This is a genomic window from Thalassolituus sp. LLYu03, from assembly GCF_050507655.1.
Lineage (GTDB): Bacteria > Pseudomonadota > Gammaproteobacteria > Pseudomonadales > Oceanobacteraceae > Venatoribacter.
Genome location: NZ_CP191496.1, coordinates 3,652,614 through 3,673,738, shown reverse-complemented (window position 1 = coordinate 3,673,738; position 21,125 = coordinate 3,652,614). Strand labels below are relative to the sequence as shown.

Genomic DNA, 21,125 nt, shown 5'->3' with positions numbered 1-21,125 from the left:
CCTCAGGCTGATGTGCGGGGCAGCAGGCGCAACAGATGGCGCTCGCCATCCACACCGGGAACCTCGATGGCGTAACTTGCGGCCACCTCGTATTTGTCTTCGATGGCCTTGATTTCATCCACCGGATATTGCCCTTTCATGGCCAGAAAACAGCCATTTTCCGCGCGCAGATGGTGACACCAGCCGGTCATATCCGCCAGTGAGGCGAAGGCGCGGCTGACAATCATATCGAAAGGTTTTTGGGGATGATATGCCTCGACCCGATCGTTCACTATGGTCACATTGCTCAGGTTCAGCGCCGTGCGCGCCTGAAACAGAAAGCGGGTTTTCTTACCGTTGCTGTCGAGCAGAGTGAAGCTTTTATGCGGGTTCATGATGGCCAGCACAATGCCCGGCAGGCCGGGGCCGGTGCCCACATCGATGATGTTGTCTGCGTCCTGCACAAAGGGGTGTACCGCCAGACTGTCGAGCAGATGCAGGTTCACCATGCGCTCCGGCTCACGGATGGCCGTCAGGTTGTAGGCCTGATTCCACTTATGCAGCAGTTCCTGATAACTCAGCAGGGCATCGAGCTGCTCATCGGTGAGGGCAATCTGCAGGTCAGCAGCGCCGCGGGCGATCTGCTGGCGTAATTGGTCGGCGTTAAAATTCATGGCAGGACTCACGGCAGAACTCAGAAAAACCGGATCAGAAGAAGCCGCGGATGGTAACACAATCGCCGTCGGGCGTCTGGACGCCGCCATTCACCACGCTTGTTCCGGGCATAACCAAAGTCGGGCTGGGGGGATGCCGGACAGACGCCTATGATGAAGGCACTCAACAACGGAGCGGTACCATGTTGTCTCAGCCTCACACCCCTTCATCCCACTGGTGGCCGATTCTGGCGGCCGCCGTCTCTCTGGTGGTGGTGCATGGCTTCGGCCGCTTCGTCTTCACCCCACTGCTGCCACTGCTGGTCGATGATGGCCTGATCACGCTGGCACAGGCGGCGTCGCTGGCCACCTGGAATTACGTCGGCTATCTGGCCGGCGCCATGCTGGCGCTGTTTCTGTACCAGCGGGGCCACGGCCGTAAAGCCCTGCTGATGATGCTGCTCGGTAACGGTCTGATCACACTGCTCCAGTGCTGGGCCAACGACTATAACGCGCTGGCGCTGCTGCGCCTGATCAACGGCATTGGCAATGGCGTGGTGTTCGTACTGGCACCGGCACTGGTGCTGGAGTATCTGGCGGCACAGGGCAAAGCGCAGCTCAGTGGTCTGATGTACCTCGGCGTGGGCGTCGGCCTGCTCAGCTCCAGCGCCCTGACCGACCTGACCGCCAGCGCACTGGCTGGCTCTGGCCGCTGGTTGCCGGCGGCGGTGGTCGCGATTCCGCTGTCGGTCTGGAGCGCCTGGTATCTGGCCCGTCTGCCGGGACATGCTCCGAATACCGGCCGCGATGACCACTCACCGCTGTGGGACAAAGCCAGCACGCCGCTGTTTCTGGCCTACGCCGGCGCCGGCCTTGGCTACATTCTGCCCATGACCTTCCTGCCCGCCGTCGCCGCCGACTGGCAACTGACCATGACCCCCAGCGCCTGGCTGATTGTGGCGGTGGCGTCACTGCCGTCGACCTGGCTGTGGAATCATCTCGGCGCCGCCATCGGTGACAAACCCGCCTTGCTGTGGAACTACGGCATTCAGGCGACCGGCGTAGCCGCCATTCTGCTGCTGCCGCAACAGATTGCGGGTCTGTGGCTGTGCGCTGTGCTGGTTGGCGGCACGTTTCTCGGCGCGGTATTGCTGACCCAGCGACTGGCGCGCTCGCTGCACCCGCACCAGGGCCCGCGTCTCAGTGCGGCGCTGATAGCGCTGTACGGTTTCACGCAACTGCTGGGCCCCTGGCTGGCGCGCATGGGCATCGAAGGCGGCGCCACACTGGCATCCACCTTTATCTGGGGCCTGGTCGCGCTGGTGTGGGCGTTTGTGCTGATGCTGAAGGTGCCTGCCAGACGGCACTGACTGTTCCCCCGCACTTACCCCGGAGTAATGGGTAGCCCGTTTTAAACGGCGCTACACTGGCGACAGATACCCATATTGCTCGTACGGAGTGAAACCATGAATACCCAGCCAGCCTTATACGTCCCCCACGGCGGTGGCCCGTGTTTCTTTATGGAATGGCCGGGCAATCCGCACGTCTGGGACAAGATGGCGGCTATGCTGCAATCCATTCCGCAGCGCGTGCCGGAACCGCCAAAAGCCATTCTGCTGGTAACGGCTCACTGGGAAGCGCCGGTGTTTACCTTTGCCGGCGGCCAGCAGCCGCATCTGGAATACGATTATTACGGCTTCCCGCCGCACACCTACGAAATCACCTATAGAGCTCAGGGCGCACCGCAATTAGCGCAACGTGCTGCGCAGCTGTTACGTGATGCGGGTATCGACGCCACTGTGGATAACAATGCGGCCTGGGATCACGGTGTATTTATTCCGTTAAAAGTGGCGTACCCCAACGAGGATGTACCGGTACTGGCGATGTCGCTGAAGCGCGGGCTGAATCCGGCGGACCATCTGGCGGCAGGTAAAGCGCTGGCGGCACTGCGCAATGAAGGTGTACTGATCATTGGCAGCGGTCTGAGCTATCACAATCTGAGGGCTTTTTTCTCGCCGGCCAGCGGCGATGCTCAGGCCTCGCGCCAGTTTGATAACTGGCTGATGGAAGCTTGCGCGCGGGATGAAGCCGGCCGGGCGGAAGAGCTGCAACAATGGAGCACCGCACCGGCGGCGCGTCAGGTGCACCCGCGAGAGGAACACCTGCTGCCGTTAATGGTGATCGCCGGTGCCGGCGCCGCAGACACAGGCGAAGCCTTCTATCAGGAAGTGGTGTTCGGCAAGGCCGTATCGGCCATCGGTTTTGGCCTCTGACATCAGAAATACAGCCGCCAGCTCAGACTCATTTCGCGCGCGATCCGGCCATCGGCGGAGACGCGGGCGGCTTCGGCGATGAGCGCCGAATCCGTCGAACCATAAATGCTGTGCGTCAGCGTCAGCCGCTGCACCGGCTTCTGATCCGCGGCCAGTCTGGGCTGATAACGCAGCCAGCTTTTCATATCGAACACTTCATACAGATACGCACCGATTTCCGGTTCAGCGTACATAAAATCGGCCTCGCGATTGCGATACCAGCCGGCGTTCATCAGACCGTACACGCGTAAGTCCGGCGACAGGGCGAACGTCATGCCGACACCGCCGTGCACGTTCCAGGCGGTCGACGACTGCAGCTCATCGTCGACCAATGGAAAAAAGCCCAGCCGGAAATCACCGGATATTCCGCCGGTAAACCGGTCCCAAGGATTCAGTGACCGGGCGGAATAGAGCGCCAGATGATTCAGGCGCAGCGCCTGCTGCTCTGGCGATGCACGCAGCGACAGCTCAAATAATTTGAGTTCGTTTTCGGAAAAATACTGGCGGTTATCGTCTTCCAGACCGTGCCCAACCGCCAGCCAGTCGGCGCTGATCCAGTCACTGTCTGCGGTTCTCTGATACCCCAGCGACCAGTGAGCATCGTCCGGTGTTTTCAATGGCGAGCGGTATTTTTCAAGTGTCAGTTCGTATTCATCATCGGCACTGACCTGTGGAATCTGCGTCCGCAGCTGATGCGCCTCATCCGCTGAAATCCGTCGTGTTTGCTGGCGAAAATCGAGCACCGCATTCGCCAGTGAACGTTGCAGAAAACCGTTCTGATCCGGCGCATCTGAAAGGGTCACTTCCGGCTGCTTGCCGGATGAACCTTCTGCCGACTGCCAGCGGTAAACCTGATTCTGATCCTCTGCAGAGACCACATCCTCCAGCATCTGTACCCGCCACTTAGCCGACGGCACCAGCTCGGCTGTGCGGATTTTTCCGCTGCGATTCACGGCTTTTACCAGATCAATGGGGGTAACCCAGGCGCCTGTGGTTAATTCGGGAATGACCAGGCGCAATAAATCGGCGGACACCGTGGCGCAATTCTGCGTGTGAAAAAAGTAATCCATCTGCACCGTGCGCAATTCCCATAAATGGGCCTGCAGCAGGTGGCGCTCGTCCGCAGTGAGATCCAGCTCATAACGCCAGACGTTGCGTTGTTCGGCCAGATTATAAAATTCGTAATGTTGCGCCAGCGGCTTCACCAGAAAGAAACCCGGCTTACCTTCCACCAGCGTTTCCCAGATCACCTTCAACGGATTCATGCTGTCGAGTTCGGTAAAAAACGACACCGAATGCTGGGCGTAAAATCCGTCGGCCCGGCGTCCTGCCAGCGACAACATGCCGTGGCCCAGCATGCTGCTCGGATTCACCAGATTTTCCGATGCGTAAATGACGCTGATGCTGTCGGCCGGTGCCTGCTGCAAAAATTCCTGATAGTCAGGGCAAGCGGGCGCTTCGGGCAAAGCCTCACCGGCTGTTTTCATCAGTAGGTAGCGCGCCGGAAAGCGACAGATAATGTGCGGATTTTCGCGGAAGGCCAGTTGCGTAGCACGCCATTCAGCAGCGGGGGAAAAATCGGGCAGTGACAATAAAAATGCCGGGTCGGAAACAGCCGCGCGTGCACCGTCGAAATGCAGCAAAGACCACCAGCGTTGCGATCCCGAAGACTCCTCCGTTACAGCGCCTTGCGCAGTGGAAGACTCAGAGGCGTTCGCTACCGCTGCATGCAGTGCAGTGGCGTAAAGCAGACACAAAAAAAAGGAAGCCCGCAGGCCTCCTCTTCGCACGAATGCAATCATTCGCTTACTGACAGCTGATCACGACGTTTTTGTCGTAAGTCCACATTTTGCTGGTTGCAGAGTCAGTGGTAGAACCGAACACGCCCAGACTCAGAATGTTAACCCAGAAGGTAGGTTCGATCTGAGTAGTCATCGCGGTGCTGGAAGCACAGGCTGGATCTTTGGCTTCAATGACTTTGTCTTCGCCGTCTTTCGCCAGTTTAACAATGCCCGGCACTGTGTACTGCTGGCCATCAACGGTGATGTCGACTTTTTTGCCAGTAGAGGTAGCAACGTTAACGGTGGCTACGTCGTCAGACAGCATGGTGGCACAACCAGCCAGTGAAGACAGCGCGGCAGCAGCCAGTGCAACTTTGATCATTTTCATGAGGTTTTCCTTTAAATCCCTGAAGTGGGCCTTTCTTGGCCGGCACAAATGTACCACATCTGTGGCCGTGCTGAACTCCGGATTGCGGAACATCGGAAGCCAGTCACAGACAGGCCGCGCAGTGTGCACTGCGGAATATGAACCTTATATGAATTAACGGGACAATTATCCGTAACAGACCAAGCCTCATAAATGACGCCTGGTCTGTGGGTCAGGAGGGAAGGAGCGGGTTACTGCAGGTATTTATCCAGCAGCGCCCGATATTCGCCACTGGCTTTCAGGTCGGCCAGCCCTTTGTTGAAGGCCGCCATAAATTCCGCCGACACGGCTTTCTTGCTGATCAGAAAATAGATGTCGTCCGAATACACTGTCATCAGCGGTGCAAACTGGTTGGTCATATTTTCGGTTTTGAACCCGGCAGCGGCCGAGAAGGGGTCGGCGAGAAAACCGTCCAGACGCCTGGCTGCCACTTTTTTGTAATTGGTGACGTCGTCGCCGGCTTCGACCAGCAGCGCCTTGAAGCCCGGGTCATTTTCCAGCGCGGCGTAATTCTCGCCGTAGTAGTAACCGCGGGTGAAACCCAGTTTGAAATTGCGCCCGATCAGGTCGCGCAGGGTTTTTACAGAAGCCAGTCCGGCGGCGTCGGTTTTGCGCACAAACAACACCGCCGATTCGGTGCGGTACGGGTCGCTGAAATGACCATAGACCTCACGTTCAGCGGTGCGCGAGGCGCCACCCGTCATAGTCAGGGCACCGGATTCAATTTCGGTCAGCAGCCGCTTCCATGGGCGGTTTACGTAGGTGTAGGGACAACCCATTTTCTGCAGCACGGCGGTAGCCATATCCAGATCAAGGCCGGTAAAGGCGCCGCTCTTTTCAAAGGCGTAGGGTTCCCACGGTTCCCAGCCCACTTTGACACCACCCGCCGGGCAGATATCAGCCTGAACGGGCAGGGCCAGCAGGCCGGTCAGAAGCAACAGCAGTCGGATGCGCAGGGTCATATCAGATTCTCCTCAGGTGAGTTACCTAGGAGTGTAGAAAGCGCGCCCGTGAATGCAGGCGGAAAGACGTCTGGCTGGCAGTTAAGTCAGCCGTCAGGGCAGCGGCATACCGCCAAAGCGCGCGATGAGTTTGTCGACAAAGCCTTCGCTGATCATGGCCTGTAATTCCTGATTAAAGCGCTGCAGGAATTCGTCGGTCACCGCCTTGCGGCTGATCAGCACGTGGATATCGCCTTCGGTGATGGTGAGCAGGGGTTCGGTGCGCAAGGTCAGCCCCTGAGCGCGGATGCCCACTGCCGTCGGCAGCGGATCACCCAGAAAACCGTCGATGCGTCCCAGCGCCAGCTTGTGGAAATTAAGCGCGTCTTCGCTCACCGGCTGCAGGTCAGCGAAGTAATCGGCCTGCTGCTCAAGCCAGTCGACTTCCGGACCGTAGTAATAACCTCGGGTGATGCCCAGCACAAAGCCGTGGCCGGGCAGGTCGCGCAGGGTACGGATGGTTTCACGGAAGCCGGCGGCTTCGCCTTCGCGCACCAGCAGCTGCATTTTCTCTTTGCGGTAGGGAATGCTGAAATGCCCCCACTGCGCCCGCTCATCACTGAATGAAGCACTGCCGGTCATGTGCATCACGCCCTGTTCGATTTCGGCTAACAGCCGCTTCCACGGGTGATTCACAAACTGCACCGTACAGCCCATGCGCCGCAGCACTTCGCGCTGCACTTCCAGATCAACGCCGGTTTCGCGCCCCGTGTCATCGGTGAAAGTGTAGGGTTCCCATGGCTCCCAGCCGACCAGCACCGGCGTGCTGACCCCGGCCGGACAGGCCAGCAGGGGCAACGACAGCAGCAGGGCGAAAAGCCCCGGCAACGATGAACGGATCAGACGGGCAGACACTGGCGACTCCACGACGGCTTTAGTCTGAGTGTAACCCGTCGTCAGGAAGCTGCTCACGAACCTGCACACGAACATCCGGCGCCGCTGGCGCATGATGCTGTCATTTGCCGCAAATCCGCCCTGAACGTCGTAGTCACGTTAGCAGTAAGGAGAAAATGTCAGGTGAAATTGCCCGCCGCGTTTGCCGCCGCGCTCTGCTTTCCACAACGCCCTCTTGCTCACAGTGCCCTCTTACTTACAACGCCCTCTTACTTACAACGCCCTATTACGCACAACGCACGATTAGCCGCCGCCCTCATTACCGCCGCCAGCCGGTTATCCACGACAGGGTCGTCGATGCCACCGTTTGCCCGTCGCACATCAAATAACATTTAAATCAACTGCAAATACGAATACCTATCATTGATATTGATAACGTTTTGCATTACCGTCCGCGGCCAGTATCAGTTGTCTCTTTTCAGGGGAAGGAAACAGGAGCCCACCATGAATCATCAGAACACCGCGCGGACACTGCTCAGCCTGGCCATCTGCAGCGCACTGGCTGCAGTACACACGGCCCACGCCGATGAACAAGCCAACCTGCCAACGCTGGATAAGGTCACCGTGGTCGGTGAAAAAACCGAGCGTTCGCTGAAAGACACCACCTCGTCCGTGAGCGTGATCGACGGCGCCGATCTGGCCAACAACCAGTATCTGTCGGTGAACAGCGCGGTGTCGGATACCGTCAATCTGGTGGTTCTGCCGGGCACCAACCCGGACATCCGCGGCGTGTCCGGTAACGGTTCGGCGACCGGCTTCCTGTCGTTTTCCGGCGGCTCCAAAGCGCGGGTTTCGCGTCTGGTCGATGGTGTCGCAGAACCCTTTATTGCCGACCTGACCGGCGATACCGGCCTGTGGGATGTGGAGCAGATCGAGGTTTACCGGGGTCCGCAATCCACCACCAATGGCCGTAACAGCATTGGCGGCAGCATCTACATCAAGACCAATAAGCCAGGCTACGAATGGGAAGGCAAAGCCCGCCTCAGCGCGCGCAATCAGGACAGCCTGATCAACACCGCTGCCATGATCAACGCGCCGCTGGTTGCCGATCAGCTGGCGCTGCGCATCGCCGCCGAGAACACCACGGGCGACACCTACAACAAGGGGCTGGAGTACGATACCAACCCATCGACCCACGACCTGAACGAGCTCAAATCACAGCGTCTGCGCAGCAAGCTGCTGTGGGAACCGGCTGCCATTGAAGGGCTGTCGGCGCTGCTGACGTACGTCACCAGCGAAGAGAAAGGCGACACCGGCCGCGAATATTTCACCGCCGACGATCCGTACGCGTTTATTCCCGTGACCCAGCGTTATATGGACACCGAATCCGACACCCTGAGTCTGGATCTGGGCTATGACGTGTCCGACGCCGTGTCGGTGGATGTGCTGGTCGCCAAAACCGATTTCGACTGGGGCTTCGACGAATATCTGGCCACCGCCGCCAGCCAGTCGCAGGTTTCGATGAAAGAAGAAGACACCGACATCGACGCCAAGGTGAATTTCCACCCGCAGGATGCGGTGCTGACCGGCTTTGTCGGTCTGGCCTATTCCGACCGCAGCCAGGATTTCGGCAGCACTGGCCGCACTGTGTACGAAGGTGACGACAGCGCCACCTCCAGCGCGCTGTACGGTGAAGCCACTTACCAGTTCAACCCGCAGTGGAGCCTGACGCTGGGTGGCCGCATCCAGAAAGAAGAGCAGACCCGCAACTTCTCGTTCCGTGGCGCCGACACCGCGCAGCTCGACCGCGAGAAAACCATTCACCTGCCGAAACTGGCGGTGCAGTTTGCGGCCAACGACAACACCACCCTGTTTGCCAGCGCGCGCAAGGGTTACAACCAGGGCGGCGGCGGCTTCAACACCACTGCCAACGAGTACTACTACTTTGATGAAGAGTACGTAACTGCCTATGAAGTGGGCAGCCGCAGCACCCTCCTGGACGGCGACCTCAACCTGTCGGTGAACCTGTTCCACAACACCTACGACGGCTTCCAGTCGCTGAACAGCAGCCGCGTGATTGAGAACATGAACGAAGCCGTCACCTACGGCGCGGAAGTGGAAGCGCGTCTGTTTGTCTCCACCGAACTGCAACTGCGCGCCGGTCTGGGTCTGCTGGAATCGGAAATCACCGACGCCGCCGACGAATACCCGGAAGCCGATGGCAACCGCCTGAACTCAGCACCGGGCGTCACCGCCAGTCTGGGTGGCCGCTACTGGCTGACCCACGCCCTGAACGTCGACCTGTCGGCCAACTACGTGGGTGAATACTTCGGCGACTTCCTCAATACCGAAGAACGCAAAGCCGGCGATTTCATCACCGCCCGTCTGAGCGCCACCTACGAACAGGGCGACTGGCTGCTGTCGGCGTTTGTGAATAACCTCACCAACGAAGAAGCCCTGCTGTCGAAAGAGCCGGCGTCCACCAGCTACCCGAACGGCACCGCGTCGATTGTCGACCCGCGTACCATCGGCGCCTCGGTGACCTACAGCTTCTGACAGAGAGCTTTGGTGGTCATTCGCTGACAAAAACGGCCGCAATTGCGGCCGTTTTTGTGTGACGCATCCAAACAGCCACTTAAGCCTGATTTAAGGTAACGCACGTTAGTCTGGGTTTAACTAACCCGGAGCGTGCGTTATGACACCCACCAACACCCTCAAAGTCTGGGACCCACTGGTTCGTATTTTCCACTGGTCGCTGGTCCTGTTTTTCTTTACCGCTTACTTCAGTGAAGACGATTTCGAAACCCTGCATGTCTGGGCCGGCTACAGTGTTGCCGCACTGGTTGCCTTCCGTCTGATCTGGGGGCTGATTGGCACCCACCACGCACGCTTCACGGATTTCGTGAAGTCACCGAAGAGCGTCCTCAGTTATCTGAAAGCCATTCCTGCGGGCCGTGCCCGTCGCTACACCGGCCACAACCCGGCCGGTGGTGCCATGGTCATCGTCCTGCTGCTGGCGCTGACCGGTACTGTGGTATTCGGCATGGCAACGCTGGGCGCCGATGAAAACGCCGGGCCGCTGGCCGGCAGCTGGCTGGCATCCTTCAACGAACACACATTGAAAGAAATCCACGAATTCTTTGCCAACAGCACGCTGGCACTGGTGTTCCTGCACGTCGCCGGCGTGCTGTTCAGCAGCATCCACCACCGTGAAAACCTGGTGCGCGCCATGATTCACGGCCGCAAACAGGCGCGCGAAGGCGACGTCGATGCCAGCCGTGACGATTAACCAAAGGATCAGAACCATGAAACGACAGTCCGTACTCATCAGTGCCGTGCCTGCCAGTGTCATCCTGAGCGGCGTTTTTACCCTGGCCACACTGCTGAGCAGTGTCAGCCACGCCGATGCCAGCAGTCAGCTTAAAGCGCTGGAGGCCGCAGGAGCAGGGCCGTTTTCCGCCGCTGCCGGGCAGGCACTGTGGCTGCAGGACAAAAATGGCCGCAGCTGTGCCAGCTGCCATGGCAGCGATCCGGCGCGGGCCGGCAAGCATCAGAAAACCGGCAAACCGATTGAACCTATGGCGCTGCGCGAGAACCCGCATCGCTTCAGCGATGCCGCCGAAACCGAAAAGTGGTTCCTTCGTAACTGTCGCTGGACGCTGGGGCGCGAATGCAGCGCACAGGAAAAAGGCGATGTCATTACTTGGCTGAGCCAGCCATAAACCGGGGAGAATTATGATGAGTAAACTGCAATTTTCTTTAAATACGCTGCGCTTTTTCACCGGTACGCTCATGCTGGGTGGTGCGCTCACGCTCGGCCTGTATGGTCTGAGCACGCTGAACAATCAGTCGCATGCGGACGATGATGATGGCGACCGCCGGTACAGCGAAAACCGCGACGACCGCATGCGTGACATGCCAGCAGAACCACCGGCGTCACCGGGCACATCGCTGGCCGATGCCGAACAATACCGCAGCGAATGCGGCAGCTGTCACGTGCCGTATCCGGCAAAGTTTCTGCCCGCACGCAGCTGGCAGACCATCATGACCTCGCTGGAAGACCACTATGGCGAAGACGCATCCGTTGACCCGGCACTGCAGGCCGAACTGCTGGCCTACCTGAGTGCCAACAGCACCAGTAACCACAGCCGCTTCACAGCCCGCTTAGCCTACGATGAGACTCCACTGCGCATCACCGAACTGCCATACTTCACGCGCAAGCACCGTGAGATTCCGCAGCGCCTGGTCAGCGGCAATCCACAGGTCGGTTCATTCAGCCAATGTGACAGCTGTCACCGCGACGCAGCTCAGGGGAAATTCAATGAACACACAGTGGATATTCCTGGCTTTGGCCGTTGGGATGATTAATCCGGCTCAGGCCGGCAAGCACCCGGACCCGGCACAGGTCAGGGTCTGGGTGCAGCAGGGTGAGATACTGTCGCTGGAAGCCATACTGCAGAAACAGCCCTTGCCCGGCACCCTGCTGGATGCCGAGCTCGAATACGAAGACAACCGCCTGATCTACGAACTCAAATGGCGCGATGCCCACGGCGAGCGCCACGAGACCGAAGTCGACGCCGCAAGTGGCCGGTGGCTGGAGGATGAAACCGACTGATGAAACTGCTGCTGATTGAAGACGACCCGGCACTGGTGCAGGCGCTGTTACCGGTTCTGCGCGGCGCCGGTTACGCAGTTGAAACGGCCGATAACGGCGTTGATGGCGAATTTCTCGGCGACGAACTGCACCCGGATCTGATCGTGCTGGATCTGGGCCTGCCCGGTAAAAGCGGCCTTGATGTACTGCGCAGCTGGCGCGCACGCGCCAACCGTGTGCCGGTGCTCATTCTCACCGCCCGCGACGCCTGGCACGAGCGCGTCGATGGCCTTAAAGCCGGTGCCGACGACTATCTGGGCAAGCCTTTTCATACCGCCGAATTGCTGGCCCGCCTCGAAGCCATAGTCCGCCGTCACGGCGGTCAGGCCAGCAACGAACTGAGCTGGCGCGGCGTGACGCTGGATACCGAACGCCAGCAGGCAACCACGACTGATGGCCGCGTACTGCAACTCACCGCCATCGAATTCCGCCTGCTGCGCTACCTGATGCAGCATCCGCACGAGGTGCATTCCAAAACCCGTCTCAGCGAACACGTGTACGAAGAAGAGCAGCAACGCGACAGCAATGTGCTGGAGGTGTACATCAACCGCCTGCGTCAGCACTTTGGTAAAGACTTTATCGAAACCCGCCGCGGGCAGGGCTATCAGCTGGCAACGGAGCACAGCGCATGATGTCGCTGCAGCAACAGCTGCGCCGGCAGTGGCTGATCAGCCTGGTGCTGCTGATGCTGCCGCTGATGCTGCTGACCGATGCCGGCGTGCGTTCGCTCACCAGCCACTACGTATTAAGCCGCCTGCAGCACGACGCAGACAGCCTGCTGGCGGCCCTGACCCGTGATGAACAGGGGCAATGGCAGGTGGACGACAGCCGCCTCGGCACCCTGTATCAGCGGGTGTATTCCGGGCATTACTTCAGTGTCAGCGGGGCGGCCGTCAGCCTGCGCAGCCGTTCGTTATGGGATCAGTCAGCCCCGGAGCAACAACTGCCGCCCGGCGAGCAGCGCCACTGGCAGCAGGCTGGCCTGCAGAACGAAAAATGGCTGAGTCTGGCTCAGGGTGTCAGTGTCGACGGCACGCACCTGACCTTATGGCTGGCAGAGGATATCGGCCCGCTAAGTCAGCAACTCAACCGCTACCGGCTCGCGGCTCTGCTGTTGCTGGCGGCCTTGCTGGTGCTGTTGCTGGTGATTCAGAGGCGCCTGCTGCGTGCCGTGTTTGCCCGCCTGCAACCGCTGCAACAGCAGCTGCAGGCCTTGCGTCTCGGTAAGCTTGATAGCCTGAGTTCCGGCCAGCAGGCCTATCCGCAGGAAGTACAGCCACTGGCAGAAGAGGTCGACCGCCTGCTCAGCCTGCTGCAGGAAAGAGTAAGCCGTTCGCGCAACGCGCTGGGCAATCTGGCCCATGAAATGAAACGGCCACTGCAGCAACTGCAGCTGCTCTGCGACCAGCTCAGTCCACAGCAACAGCAACAACAAAGCGATGCGCTGCAACAACTGCAGACCCTGATTCAGCGCGAGCTGAAACGCGCGCGCATTGTCGGCATGTCATCACCGGGCCGGCAGCTGACCGTAGCCGACGATTTACCGCCGCTGCTGCAGGTACTGCACAAGCTTTACCCGCAAACCCGCATCGAAGCTCACTATGACGACAACGCAGTTCTGCCGCAGGACCGCGACGACCTGCTGGAATTACTGGGTAATCTGCTGGATAACGCCTGCCAGTACGGTGGCGGCGAAGTGAACGTGAGTCTGCAGCAGGCGGATAGCACCTGGCAGATAACGGTCTGTGATAACGGCCCCGGCATCGCGCAGGCCGAGCAGGAACGGCTGCTGCAACGCGGCACCCGCCTTGATGAATCCGGTCCCGCCGGCAGCGGACTCGGGCTGGCGATCGTCAGCGATATCGTCGCCAGCTATCAGGGCACGCTGACGCTGCAGGCCAATGAGCCCACAGGCCTGTGCGTTACCATCCGCCTGCCGCTTAACAGCCCCGCGTAACCACCAGCTCGTCTTTGCTGATGTTGCGCTGCTCGAAGGTCAGGTTGTACTGCACCTGATGCAGTATGTCTTTTTCTGTGCGCCGTTCCGCCAGCCGGCCCAGCAGCTGGGTAAACAGAATGTCTTCCAGATACGCCTTGTTCAGCTTTTTCTCCTGCGCGGCGGCGTCATCCAGTTGCTGCAGCAGGAAGTCGATAATCTGTTGTTCGCCGCTCATGGTCGTATCCCCTGGTGTTGGCTCAGGGATTCAGTGTGGCAGGGCAATAAAAAAGGGGCTTGATGCGTATCAAGCCCCTTTTCGCTTTCAGGGTGTGAAAAGTGCCGGATTCAGATCAGGCGCTTAACTTGTTCACCGCATTTTTCTTTTTCAGGTGAATCAGAATCTGGCTGATAGCCGCCGGCGTGATGCCGGAAATGCGCGAGGCCACACCCAGGGTTTCCGGCTGCAGGGTGCGCAGTTTCTGTTTCACTTCGTTCGACAGGCCGCCGATGGCGTCGTAATCGAGATCGGTCGGCAGTTTGGTGTTTTCATAGCGGCGCAGCTGGTCGATTTCTTCCAGCTGACGGGCGATGTAGCCGTCGTACTTGGCCTGAATTTCCACCTGTTCCGCCACTTGCGGGTCGGCAACCGGCTCGCCTTTCAGGGTCGCCACGCCGGCGTATTCCAGCATCGGACGCTTGAGCAGGTCGTACAGGTTGTATTCGCGTACCGGTGCGGTTTCGCCCATGGCTTCGACCTGAGCGGCTTCCGGCGTGCCCGGCTGAATCCAGGTGCTCTTCAGGCGCGCGGTTTCCTGTTCGATGGCTTCTTTCTTGGTCGAGAACGCAGCCCAGCGTTCGTCATCCACCACGCCCAGTTCGCGGCCGATTTCGGTCAGACGCAGGTCGGCGTTGTCTTCACGCAGCACCAGGCGGTATTCGGCGCGGCTGGTGAACATGCGGTACGGTTCTTTGGTGCCCATGGTGATCAGGTCGTCGACCAGTACGCCGATGTACGACTGATCGCGGCGTGGAATCCAGGCGTCTTTTTCCAGCGCACGCAGGGCGGCGTTCATACCGGCCAGCAGGCCCTGGGCGCCGGCTTCTTCGTAACCTGTGGTGCCGTTGATCTGACCGGCGAAGAACAGGTTGTTCATGCACTTGGTTTCGAGGCTGTGCTTCAGCTGCTGCGGATCGAAATAATCGTATTCGATGGCGTAGCCCGGACGGGTGACGTGGGCGTTTTCGAAACCACGGATGGAGTGGATCAGATCCAGCTGCACATCAAACGGCAGCGAGGTGGAGATACCGTTCGGGTACAGCTCGGTGCTGTTCAGACCCTCAGGCTCAACGAACACCTGATGGCTGGTTTTGTCGGCGAAGCGGTTGATCTTGTCTTCAATCGACGGGCAGTAACGCGGGCCAATACCTTCGATCACGCCGGCGTACATAGGCGAGCGGTGCAGGTTGGCGCGGATAATGTCGTGGGTGCGCTCGTTGGTGTGGGTGATGTAGCAGTTCACCTGCTGTGGGTGTTCGGCCACAGAGCCCATAAAGGACATCACCGGCAGCGGCGTGTCGCCCGGCTGTTCCTGCATGACCGAGAAATCAACGCTGCGCGCATCAATACGCGCCGGGGTACCGGTTTTCAGACGGCCAACGGTAAACGGCATTTCACGCAGACGCTTGGACAGGGCAATCGACGGCGGGTCACCGGCTCGGCCACCGGAGTGGTTCTCGAAACCGATGTGGATAAGTCCGCCGAGGAACGTACCGGCAGTCAGCACCACAGTGGTGGAGTGAATGCGCATATTGGTGTTGGTCACCACGCCACACACGGTCGAGCCGACGCCGTCGCCCTGCACGATCAGATCGTCACAGGCGGCCTGGAAGATATCCAGATTCGGCTGGTTTTCCACAATCTGACGAATGGCGGCGCGGTACAGCTGACGGTCTGCCTGAGCGCGGGTGGCACGCACGGCCGGGCCTTTGCGGCTGTTGAGAATGCGGAACTGAATACCGGCTTTGTCAGTAGCGCGCGCCATGGCACCGCCAAGGGCGTCGATTTCCTTCACCAGATGGCTTTTACCGATACCACCGATGGCCGGGTTGCACGACATCACGCCGACGGTGTCGGTGTTGTGGGTCAGCAGCAGGGTCTTACACCCGGTACGCGCTGCCGCCAGTGCCGCTTCAGTACCGGCATGGCCACCACCGACCACAATGACGTCATAACGGACAGGATAATCCACAAACCACCTCGGAAATCAGTAACCGCCGCAACCGGCGCAGGAGAAAAGGGCGCGGAGTATACCAGTGTTCTCAGGGAAGTGGCATAGCACTGTGCGATTTTTAACCAAAGCACTTATCCACTTTATCCACATATGGATCTGGCATGTTAAGAGTTTTTGTTAACAACCGTGGACTTCTGTGAATAAGCCCGTGCAATCAAGGGCTTCAGTGCCGGATAACTCTGTTGATAACTGTTGGTAATTTTAACCACAGGATATTTACGGAAAATAATCCCGCCAGAATCCGCTGCTTTCTGACCGGATAACCCGAAGTTAATCACAGATTTATACACACAAACTGACCGTGCGGCCGCACCCGGAACCCCCCGGAATCCGCGCAGCAGAGAAACAAAAACAGGGGCGCAAGAGGGAGACACAAAAAAGGAGGCCAGAGCCTCCTTCGTCGTCACGGCACACAGACTATTGCGTCGTGGTGTCTGTGGTGGTGTCGGTCGTCGTATCCGTTGTTGTGGTGGTCGGCGCCGTGTAGATCATGAACAGCAGGTCGGTGTCTTTGCGCAGATACACCTCCAGCTGGCCGTCGGTGTTGATGGCGGCATAGCCTGTGGCGTCGGTGACGTTAAAGCCGGTGCAGTTTTTGCGCTCGCGCAGGCTGACGGCGTAGAGGGTGTAACTCTTGTCGATCAGGGTGATGTCGCCTTCAAAGGTACAGCCGGACGCATCCGTGCTGATGCCCTTGAACGACGCTTTGCTGCTCAGCGGCTCTATGTAGAACTCGTAGCCGGTGGCGGTCCACTTGCCGGCCAGCAGACTCAGGGCCGAGTTGTTGTCCCAGGTATCGTCGTTGGTCAGCGAAAAGCTGCCGGTGTCGGCATCGTTGGCGAAATCGCCCACTAAGGTGTCGTCCGTCGACTCGCTGCTGAACAGCAGGCCGGCCAGACTGTAGTCTTCGTCGTTGCCATCGGCGACGTACTGATTGCCGGTGGTGTCGTTCTCCGACAGCTCGTAGGCGGTCAGGGCAAAGCTGGCGATGCTGGTATCGTCGTTGAGTACCACAGTGCCGTAATAGCCGTTTGTTTCGTCCAGCGCGTACACAGTGCCGTTGTAAACCAGCACCCGCAGGCTGCCGCTCTGGTCAAACTGACCATCCCAGAAGCCATTCAGGGCAAGCGTCGGATCGGATACCTCGTCGCCCTGTTCGTTGGTGACACTGGCATCTTCTTTGGCAATACAACCGCCCAACAGCACAGCACTGAGGGCGACAAACAAGGGAAAACGCGGCACGGCCGACTCCTGCTGAAACGTATGTCTGACATAAGCATAGCAATCGGCCGCAAAGGGCAGGTCTTGAGAGGATTTACACCTGAGTACTGCTGATCATGGCCGCCAGCTCAGCAAACACCTCGTGCGCATGGGAGATCGACAGCGTCTGTCCGGCGTCGGCAATTTCATGCAGACGCAGCGCCGGGTTGAGATCACACAGGGTGCGCACAAAATCCGGCGGCGTGGTGTGGTTGCGCCCACCCATGATGCCCACAAAGGGCTGACGCACTTCGCTTACCATCTGATCCCAGGCGGTGGTGGTCTGCTGCACATCCAGCTCCAGCCCGGCGCCGTTCTGACTGTAGTTGTAGTGGTAGGTGCCGAGTTTCCCCTGACGCACGGCATCGGCGTGCAGCACCTCCAGGTCGTGAGGAGAATCCGCAAAAATGGCCTCAACCCAGCGTTCCGGCCCCAGCTGACGCACCTGCACCATGCCCAGACGGATCATCATGCGCAGCATCCAGTGCGCATGACGCGCGGCCCACAACAACATCCGTTGCTGGCGCGGCACCCCTTCCAGATCCACCCCCGGCTTGAAGTGGCCCGACGGCGATACCGCCAGCAGACCGGTAAACCGTTTCGGATAGCGGGTGGCCAGCGCCAGCGCCGGAATCAGCCCGGCTTCGTGACTGAGCAGACAGGCCTTATCGATGCCCTGATCTTTCATCAGCGCCAGCACGTCGGCCACCTGCACATCCAGCGGATCGGCGTCGCGCGGAGCCGGCGGGGTGCGGCCGTACCCCGGACGTTCGGGAATCCACACACAGAGGTTGTATTCATGAGCCAGCTCGCGGTCGCGCTCGAAATCGCCGGCGCCGAAAAACGGCCCGTGCAGCAGAATCACCGGATGGCCGCTCTTACGCCCGTAGCGGCGCCAGCCCACCAGCCGGTTGTTGCTCACCAGCTCGCCCAGTTCCAGCGGACAAGGGGAAATCAGCCCCGGCTGACTGTGCTTCTGCACTGTGCCCTGAGTGCGGTTGGCGATCGCCGAGCCCAGTGACACCACCTGATTCTGGCGGTTGGTGCCCAGCTTCTGCATCAGGCTTTTGATCTGCTGACGCACAGTGCCCAGCGCCCGCACGCGCTGCTCGCTGATGCTCTCGGCGCTCATGCCCTGCGCCAGACAGGCAAGGATATCGCGCTCGGAGGCGGTCAGGCCGAACAGCTCCTGCAGCGCCTGATCGATGGATTCCGGCCAGCGGCATTCGAGCGACTGCAGCACAAACACGCGGTGCGGTTCGTAGTAGGTGGCGGTCATGATCAGCGGCGTGTCTTTCTCCGGCCCGGGGTAGGTCTGCAGCAGCGTGGGCCCACGGTGGATAAAAATACGGCGCTGGAAATCTTCGAAGGCGCGGGCACTGACGCCAAGGCGGGCGTAGTTGTCACCGTCCATGGAGTGGAACAGGCTAGCGGCAGAATGGTTCTGGGTGAGGATCACGCCAGCTTCGGTCAGCACCAGGGTCGGCGCGCTTTCGTCTTTGACCAGACTGTACAGCTGATCGTTAAGCGCGGCCTGCTGTTCGACGTCGTTCATCAGCAACGCCAGCTGCATGGTGGCTTCCGCCGTCAGCGGCCCGCCACGGCGGGTGACCGGCTCCAGATAGCTGAGCAGGGCGTCGTAATCCTGCTGATTCTGGATGACCGACATCACCATGCGGCGGATGTCGTCGGTATTCACTTCCTGAACAAGGGCCTGTTCGCGGCTGTCGCGACTACTCATCAGATTCTTCCTGAACAACTGACTGCGGCCGGCAGAAGGGCCGGGCCTGTGGGCACAATGCGCCGCATTTTATACCAGATTGGATATGAGGCGCTCAGGCCAAAAACGCAAAATCCCGCCCATCCGGTCAGTTTCCTGACGGACACCTCTCATTCAGGAAGAATTTCATGAAAACGCAACTGATTACCCTGCTGCTGGCAGCCACCCTGACCGCCTGTGGTGGCGGTTCATCCGGCGACTCCGCCAATAACGACGCTAATTCCAATACGCCTGGTGATAACTCTGGTGATAACTCTGGTGAAAACCCGGGCGGCGATACCTCAGGTGGTGATTCATCCGGTGGTGATTCATCCGGTGGTGATTCATCCGGTGGTGATTCATCCGGTGGTGATTCATCCGGTGGTGATTCATCCGGCGGTGATTCTTCCGGCGGTGGTGATTCATCCGGTGGTGATTCATCCGGTGGTGATTCATCCGGCGGTGATTCATCCGGCGGTGATTCATCCGGCGGTGGCGATTCTACTGACACGCCAACCACCCGCCTGATCACCAACAGCATGACAGCGCTGCAGGTTGGCGTGGCCAACCACACGTACACCCAACCAACGCCGAGAGACATCAATGGCCAGCTGCTGGCGGATGGTAACTGGATTCTCAGCACCAAAATCGACGTCAGTAGTGGCCGGCAATTCGCCAGCCCGTACCTGAGCTATGTAGGCATCGACCCGACTCAGGCTACGCCAATGACCATCGACAGCGCTCAGTCCACCTTACCGCTGGGCATGCCGGTTTCACTGGAAAACTATATTGGCGATGTGCCGATGGCACTGATGGCGGACCGCTCTGACAACTCCGTCTGGCTGGCCTATATCGTCTCTTCATTCAGCGGCAGCGTGATGACCGATACTCTGCACGTCAAGCGCTGCAGCTATGGGGAAAACGAATTCAACATAATGATGATCAGCTGTGTTGAACCGTTCGCCACGACGCTGGCCAGTGGTGATATGTCTTCTGCTGCAGAAGCCAACCGCCATAACAGCCTGCTGAGCAATGGCCTTACACTGGCGGTATCGGAAGGCACCGACCATACCGCGGCCGTGGCCTGGGGCTTTAACGTTGCCGAAGCCGACAACACCAATATTGCCACTAACGATGCCACCGACTTCCATTTCCGCAGCTGCAGCGTGGTGGCTGACGCCGTTACCTGCACAGGCAGCGGTTCATTCGCCACTGCGACCCGCCTAAACTACCCGAATCTGCACGTTAAAGACGTCAAACTGGCGAAAAACAGCACCAACCTCGCCTTTGCCGCCAGCACCCACACAAATCCTTACATGAACGGAGCGGGAACAACGGACGACTTTGACGAAGTCTGGACCGGCATGATGGGCAACGGCATCGTGCGCTTTGCCGAAGCCATCACCAACATCAGCATGCGTGGCAGCAACCTGCCGTACGGCACCCATGTCCGTTCGTCTCTGGTGGTGAATCCGGCGGGTGGCTACCTGCTGGCCGGTCGTTATGGTCTGCAAACCTTTGGTGATGGCAGTCTGCAGGTGAATGTGTGGAAAGACCCGTATTACTGCGTCAATCAGAACTCAGGCTGGCAGACCAGCTGCTACGCCAAACCCCTGACACTGACCGGTGAAACGGGTGAAACCTTTGTTGGTTTTGCCGGCGAACCCACCCTGAAGACCACCAGCAGCAGCTATCTGAACACACTGGGCGTTTACCGTCTGGAAACCCGCAGCAAAATGGCCTTTATGAGTATTTGGACCCGCGGCAGCAAACTGGTGTTCCGCCCGGGCGTGGCCGACCTGACTGAAATCCGTACCCGTCAGGAAAGCGGTATCTACGAGATCACTGGTGGTGACAGCCTGACCATCAGCAACGCCACCCTGCTGGATGCCGACAACTACATCGCCTCTGAGCTGAACTTCGGTGTGGCGCAGAATATTGCTGACGTTACTGCGGCCCTGAAGGTGCAGTTTGTTAACCACTCAGCCGATGCCATTGTTTACAGCCTGCTAGGTTCTGCCAGCGGCGTGATCGTCACCAGCAACCCGGGCAGCGCGACTGAGTCGTCCGAGCTGTTCCCGGCTACCGGCAACGACACCGGCTTCAACGGCTTCGACGGCGGCAACGTCAGCAAAGCCGTTGTCACCACCATTGATGACGAGCCTGTGGTATTCACCCGCAATACCGACAATGGCAGCACCACCTGGTATTACCGCGTGCGCGATTAACCCGCCC

19 protein-coding genes are annotated in these 21,125 nt (G+C 59.3%); 10 read left to right on the top strand and 9 right to left on the bottom strand.

Annotation, left to right across the window (positions count from 1 at the left end; translation table 11 throughout):
* Positions 1 to 2 precede the first annotated feature (2 nt).
* Positions 3 to 653: a 16S rRNA (guanine(527)-N(7))-methyltransferase RsmG gene (gene rsmG / locus ACQUQU_RS16375; RefSeq protein ID WP_430460780.1), complete on the bottom strand. Its 651-nt coding sequence runs from the start codon at positions 651 to 653 to the stop codon at positions 3 to 5.
* A gap of 182 nt (positions 654 to 835) precedes the next feature.
* Here rsmG and ACQUQU_RS16370 point away from each other — a divergent pair, with 182 nt between their 5' ends.
* Complete coding sequence (locus ACQUQU_RS16370) at positions 836 to 2,002, top strand: YbfB/YjiJ family MFS transporter (protein ID WP_430460779.1); 1,167 nt, start codon at positions 836 to 838, stop codon at positions 2,000 to 2,002.
* Between the two features lie 96 nt (positions 2,003 to 2,098).
* Positions 2,099 to 2,905 carry a DODA-type extradiol aromatic ring-opening family dioxygenase gene (locus tag ACQUQU_RS16365; RefSeq protein ID WP_430460778.1) on the top strand — a complete coding sequence of 269 codons (807 nt, stop codon included), beginning with the start codon at positions 2,099 to 2,101 and terminating at the stop codon, positions 2,903 to 2,905.
* A 2-nt stretch (positions 2,906 to 2,907) separates the two neighbouring features.
* Here the strand turns inward: ACQUQU_RS16365 and ACQUQU_RS16360 are convergent, their stop codons facing one another.
* The 4 genes from ACQUQU_RS16360 to ACQUQU_RS16345 all read right to left on the bottom strand — a co-directional run bounded on the left by ACQUQU_RS16360 (position 2,908) and on the right by ACQUQU_RS16345 (position 7,008).
* Positions 2,908 to 4,587 (bottom strand): DUF4105 domain-containing protein, encoded by a 1,680-nt coding sequence (locus tag ACQUQU_RS16360; RefSeq protein WP_430460777.1) that lies wholly within the window; start codon positions 4,585 to 4,587, stop codon positions 2,908 to 2,910.
* 163 nt (positions 4,588 to 4,750) lie between these two features.
* The gene (locus ACQUQU_RS16355) at positions 4,751 to 5,113 is read right to left on the bottom strand and encodes a hypothetical protein (protein ID WP_430460776.1); all 363 of its coding nucleotides are present in this window, start codon (positions 5,111 to 5,113) and stop codon (positions 4,751 to 4,753) included.
* Between the two features lie 230 nt (positions 5,114 to 5,343).
* On the bottom strand, positions 5,344 to 6,114 hold the full coding sequence (locus tag ACQUQU_RS16350; protein ID WP_430460775.1) for a substrate-binding periplasmic protein: 771 nt from the start codon (positions 6,112 to 6,114) through the stop codon (positions 5,344 to 5,346).
* Positions 6,115 to 6,207: 93 nt separating this feature from the next.
* Positions 6,208 to 7,008, bottom strand: coding sequence for a substrate-binding periplasmic protein (locus ACQUQU_RS16345; RefSeq protein ID WP_430460774.1), 801 nt, complete (start codon positions 7,006 to 7,008; stop codon positions 6,208 to 6,210).
* A 483-nt stretch (positions 7,009 to 7,491) separates the two neighbouring features.
* Between ACQUQU_RS16345 and ACQUQU_RS16340 the strand changes: the two genes are divergently transcribed.
* The 7 genes from ACQUQU_RS16340 to ACQUQU_RS16310 all read left to right on the top strand — a co-directional run bounded on the left by ACQUQU_RS16340 (position 7,492) and on the right by ACQUQU_RS16310 (position 13,598).
* A complete protein-coding gene (locus tag ACQUQU_RS16340) occupies positions 7,492 to 9,543 on the top strand; it encodes a TonB-dependent receptor (protein ID WP_430460773.1) in 2,052 nt (683 codons plus the stop codon).
* A gap of 139 nt (positions 9,544 to 9,682) precedes the next feature.
* Complete coding sequence (locus ACQUQU_RS16335; RefSeq protein ID WP_430460772.1) at positions 9,683 to 10,276, top strand: cytochrome b/b6 domain-containing protein; 594 nt, start codon at positions 9,683 to 9,685, stop codon at positions 10,274 to 10,276.
* Positions 10,277 to 10,292: 16 nt separating this feature from the next.
* A complete protein-coding gene (locus ACQUQU_RS16330) occupies positions 10,293 to 10,709 on the top strand; it encodes a DUF1924 domain-containing protein (RefSeq protein ID WP_430460771.1) in 417 nt (138 codons plus the stop codon).
* Positions 10,710 to 10,722: 13 nt separating this feature from the next.
* Positions 10,723 to 11,355: a diheme cytochrome c gene (locus ACQUQU_RS16325; RefSeq protein ID WP_430460770.1), complete on the top strand. Its 633-nt coding sequence runs from the start codon at positions 10,723 to 10,725 to the stop codon at positions 11,353 to 11,355.
* Positions 11,336 to 11,602, top strand: a complete 267-nt coding sequence (locus tag ACQUQU_RS16320) for a PepSY domain-containing protein (protein ID WP_430460769.1) — start codon at positions 11,336 to 11,338, stop codon at positions 11,600 to 11,602. The genes ACQUQU_RS16325 and ACQUQU_RS16320 overlap by 20 nt, the downstream gene beginning before the upstream one ends.
* Positions 11,602 to 12,273, top strand: a complete 672-nt coding sequence (locus tag ACQUQU_RS16315; protein WP_430460768.1) for a response regulator transcription factor — start codon at positions 11,602 to 11,604, stop codon at positions 12,271 to 12,273. The genes ACQUQU_RS16320 and ACQUQU_RS16315 overlap by 1 nt, the downstream gene beginning before the upstream one ends.
* Complete coding sequence (locus ACQUQU_RS16310; RefSeq protein WP_430460767.1) at positions 12,270 to 13,598, top strand: ATP-binding protein; 1,329 nt, start codon at positions 12,270 to 12,272, stop codon at positions 13,596 to 13,598. Before ACQUQU_RS16315 ends, ACQUQU_RS16310 begins: the two co-directional genes overlap by 4 nt.
* Here the strand turns inward: ACQUQU_RS16310 and ACQUQU_RS16305 are convergent.
* The 4 genes from ACQUQU_RS16305 to ACQUQU_RS16290 all read right to left on the bottom strand — a co-directional run bounded on the left by ACQUQU_RS16305 (position 13,582) and on the right by ACQUQU_RS16290 (position 18,872).
* Entirely contained in the window at positions 13,582 to 13,815 is a 234-nt protein-coding gene (locus ACQUQU_RS16305; protein ID WP_430460766.1) for a hypothetical protein, read from the bottom strand. The two genes, ACQUQU_RS16310 and ACQUQU_RS16305, sit on opposite strands and share 17 nt — an antisense overlap.
* Before the next feature lie 115 nt (positions 13,816 to 13,930).
* Complete coding sequence (gene mnmG, locus ACQUQU_RS16300) at positions 13,931 to 15,829, bottom strand: tRNA uridine-5-carboxymethylaminomethyl(34) synthesis enzyme MnmG (protein ID WP_430460765.1); 1,899 nt, start codon at positions 15,827 to 15,829, stop codon at positions 13,931 to 13,933.
* A 459-nt stretch (positions 15,830 to 16,288) separates the two neighbouring features.
* Positions 16,289 to 17,113, bottom strand: coding sequence for a hypothetical protein (locus ACQUQU_RS16295; protein WP_430460764.1), 825 nt, complete (start codon positions 17,111 to 17,113; stop codon positions 16,289 to 16,291).
* Positions 17,114 to 17,186: 73 nt separating this feature from the next.
* The gene (locus tag ACQUQU_RS16290; protein WP_430460763.1) at positions 17,187 to 18,872 is read right to left on the bottom strand and encodes an alpha/beta fold hydrolase; all 1,686 of its coding nucleotides are present in this window, start codon (positions 18,870 to 18,872) and stop codon (positions 17,187 to 17,189) included.
* A gap of 167 nt (positions 18,873 to 19,039) precedes the next feature.
* Here ACQUQU_RS16290 and ACQUQU_RS16285 point away from each other — a divergent pair, with 167 nt between their 5' ends.
* Positions 19,040 to 21,118 (top strand): hypothetical protein, encoded by a 2,079-nt coding sequence (locus ACQUQU_RS16285; protein WP_430460762.1) that lies wholly within the window; start codon positions 19,040 to 19,042, stop codon positions 21,116 to 21,118.
* Positions 21,119 to 21,125 lie beyond the last annotated feature (7 nt).

Bases quoted from the DNA above. Each gene is read 5' to 3' on its own strand.
- ACQUQU_RS16305 (WP_430460766.1), bottom strand. From the start codon at position 13,815: ATGAGCGGCGAACAACAGATTATCGACTTCCTGCTGCAGCAACTGGAT.
- ACQUQU_RS16365 (WP_430460778.1), top strand. From the start codon at position 2,099: ATGAATACCCAGCCAGCCTTATACGTCCCCCACGGCGGTGGCCCGTGT.
- ACQUQU_RS16290 (WP_430460763.1), bottom strand. From the start codon at position 18,872: ATGAGTAGTCGCGACAGCCGCGAACAGGCCCTTGTTCAGGAAGTGAAT.
- ACQUQU_RS16310 (WP_430460767.1), top strand. From the start codon at position 12,270: ATGATGTCGCTGCAGCAACAGCTGCGCCGGCAGTGGCTGATCAGCCTG.
- ACQUQU_RS16315 (WP_430460768.1), top strand. From the start codon at position 11,602: ATGAAACTGCTGCTGATTGAAGACGACCCGGCACTGGTGCAGGCGCTG.
- ACQUQU_RS16325 (WP_430460770.1), top strand. From the start codon at position 10,723: ATGATGAGTAAACTGCAATTTTCTTTAAATACGCTGCGCTTTTTCACC.
- ACQUQU_RS16350 (WP_430460775.1), bottom strand. From the start codon at position 6,114: ATGACCCTGCGCATCCGACTGCTGTTGCTTCTGACCGGCCTGCTGGCC.
- ACQUQU_RS16330 (WP_430460771.1), top strand. From the start codon at position 10,293: ATGAAACGACAGTCCGTACTCATCAGTGCCGTGCCTGCCAGTGTCATC.
- ACQUQU_RS16335 (WP_430460772.1), top strand. From the start codon at position 9,683: ATGACACCCACCAACACCCTCAAAGTCTGGGACCCACTGGTTCGTATT.
- ACQUQU_RS16285 (WP_430460762.1), top strand. From the start codon at position 19,040: ATGAAAACGCAACTGATTACCCTGCTGCTGGCAGCCACCCTGACCGCC.
- ACQUQU_RS16370 (WP_430460779.1), top strand. From the start codon at position 836: ATGTTGTCTCAGCCTCACACCCCTTCATCCCACTGGTGGCCGATTCTG.
- ACQUQU_RS16355 (WP_430460776.1), bottom strand. From the start codon at position 5,113: ATGAAAATGATCAAAGTTGCACTGGCTGCTGCCGCGCTGTCTTCACTG.
- rsmG (WP_430460780.1), bottom strand. From the start codon at position 653: ATGAATTTTAACGCCGACCAATTACGCCAGCAGATCGCCCGCGGCGCT.
- ACQUQU_RS16340 (WP_430460773.1), top strand. From the start codon at position 7,492: ATGAATCATCAGAACACCGCGCGGACACTGCTCAGCCTGGCCATCTGC.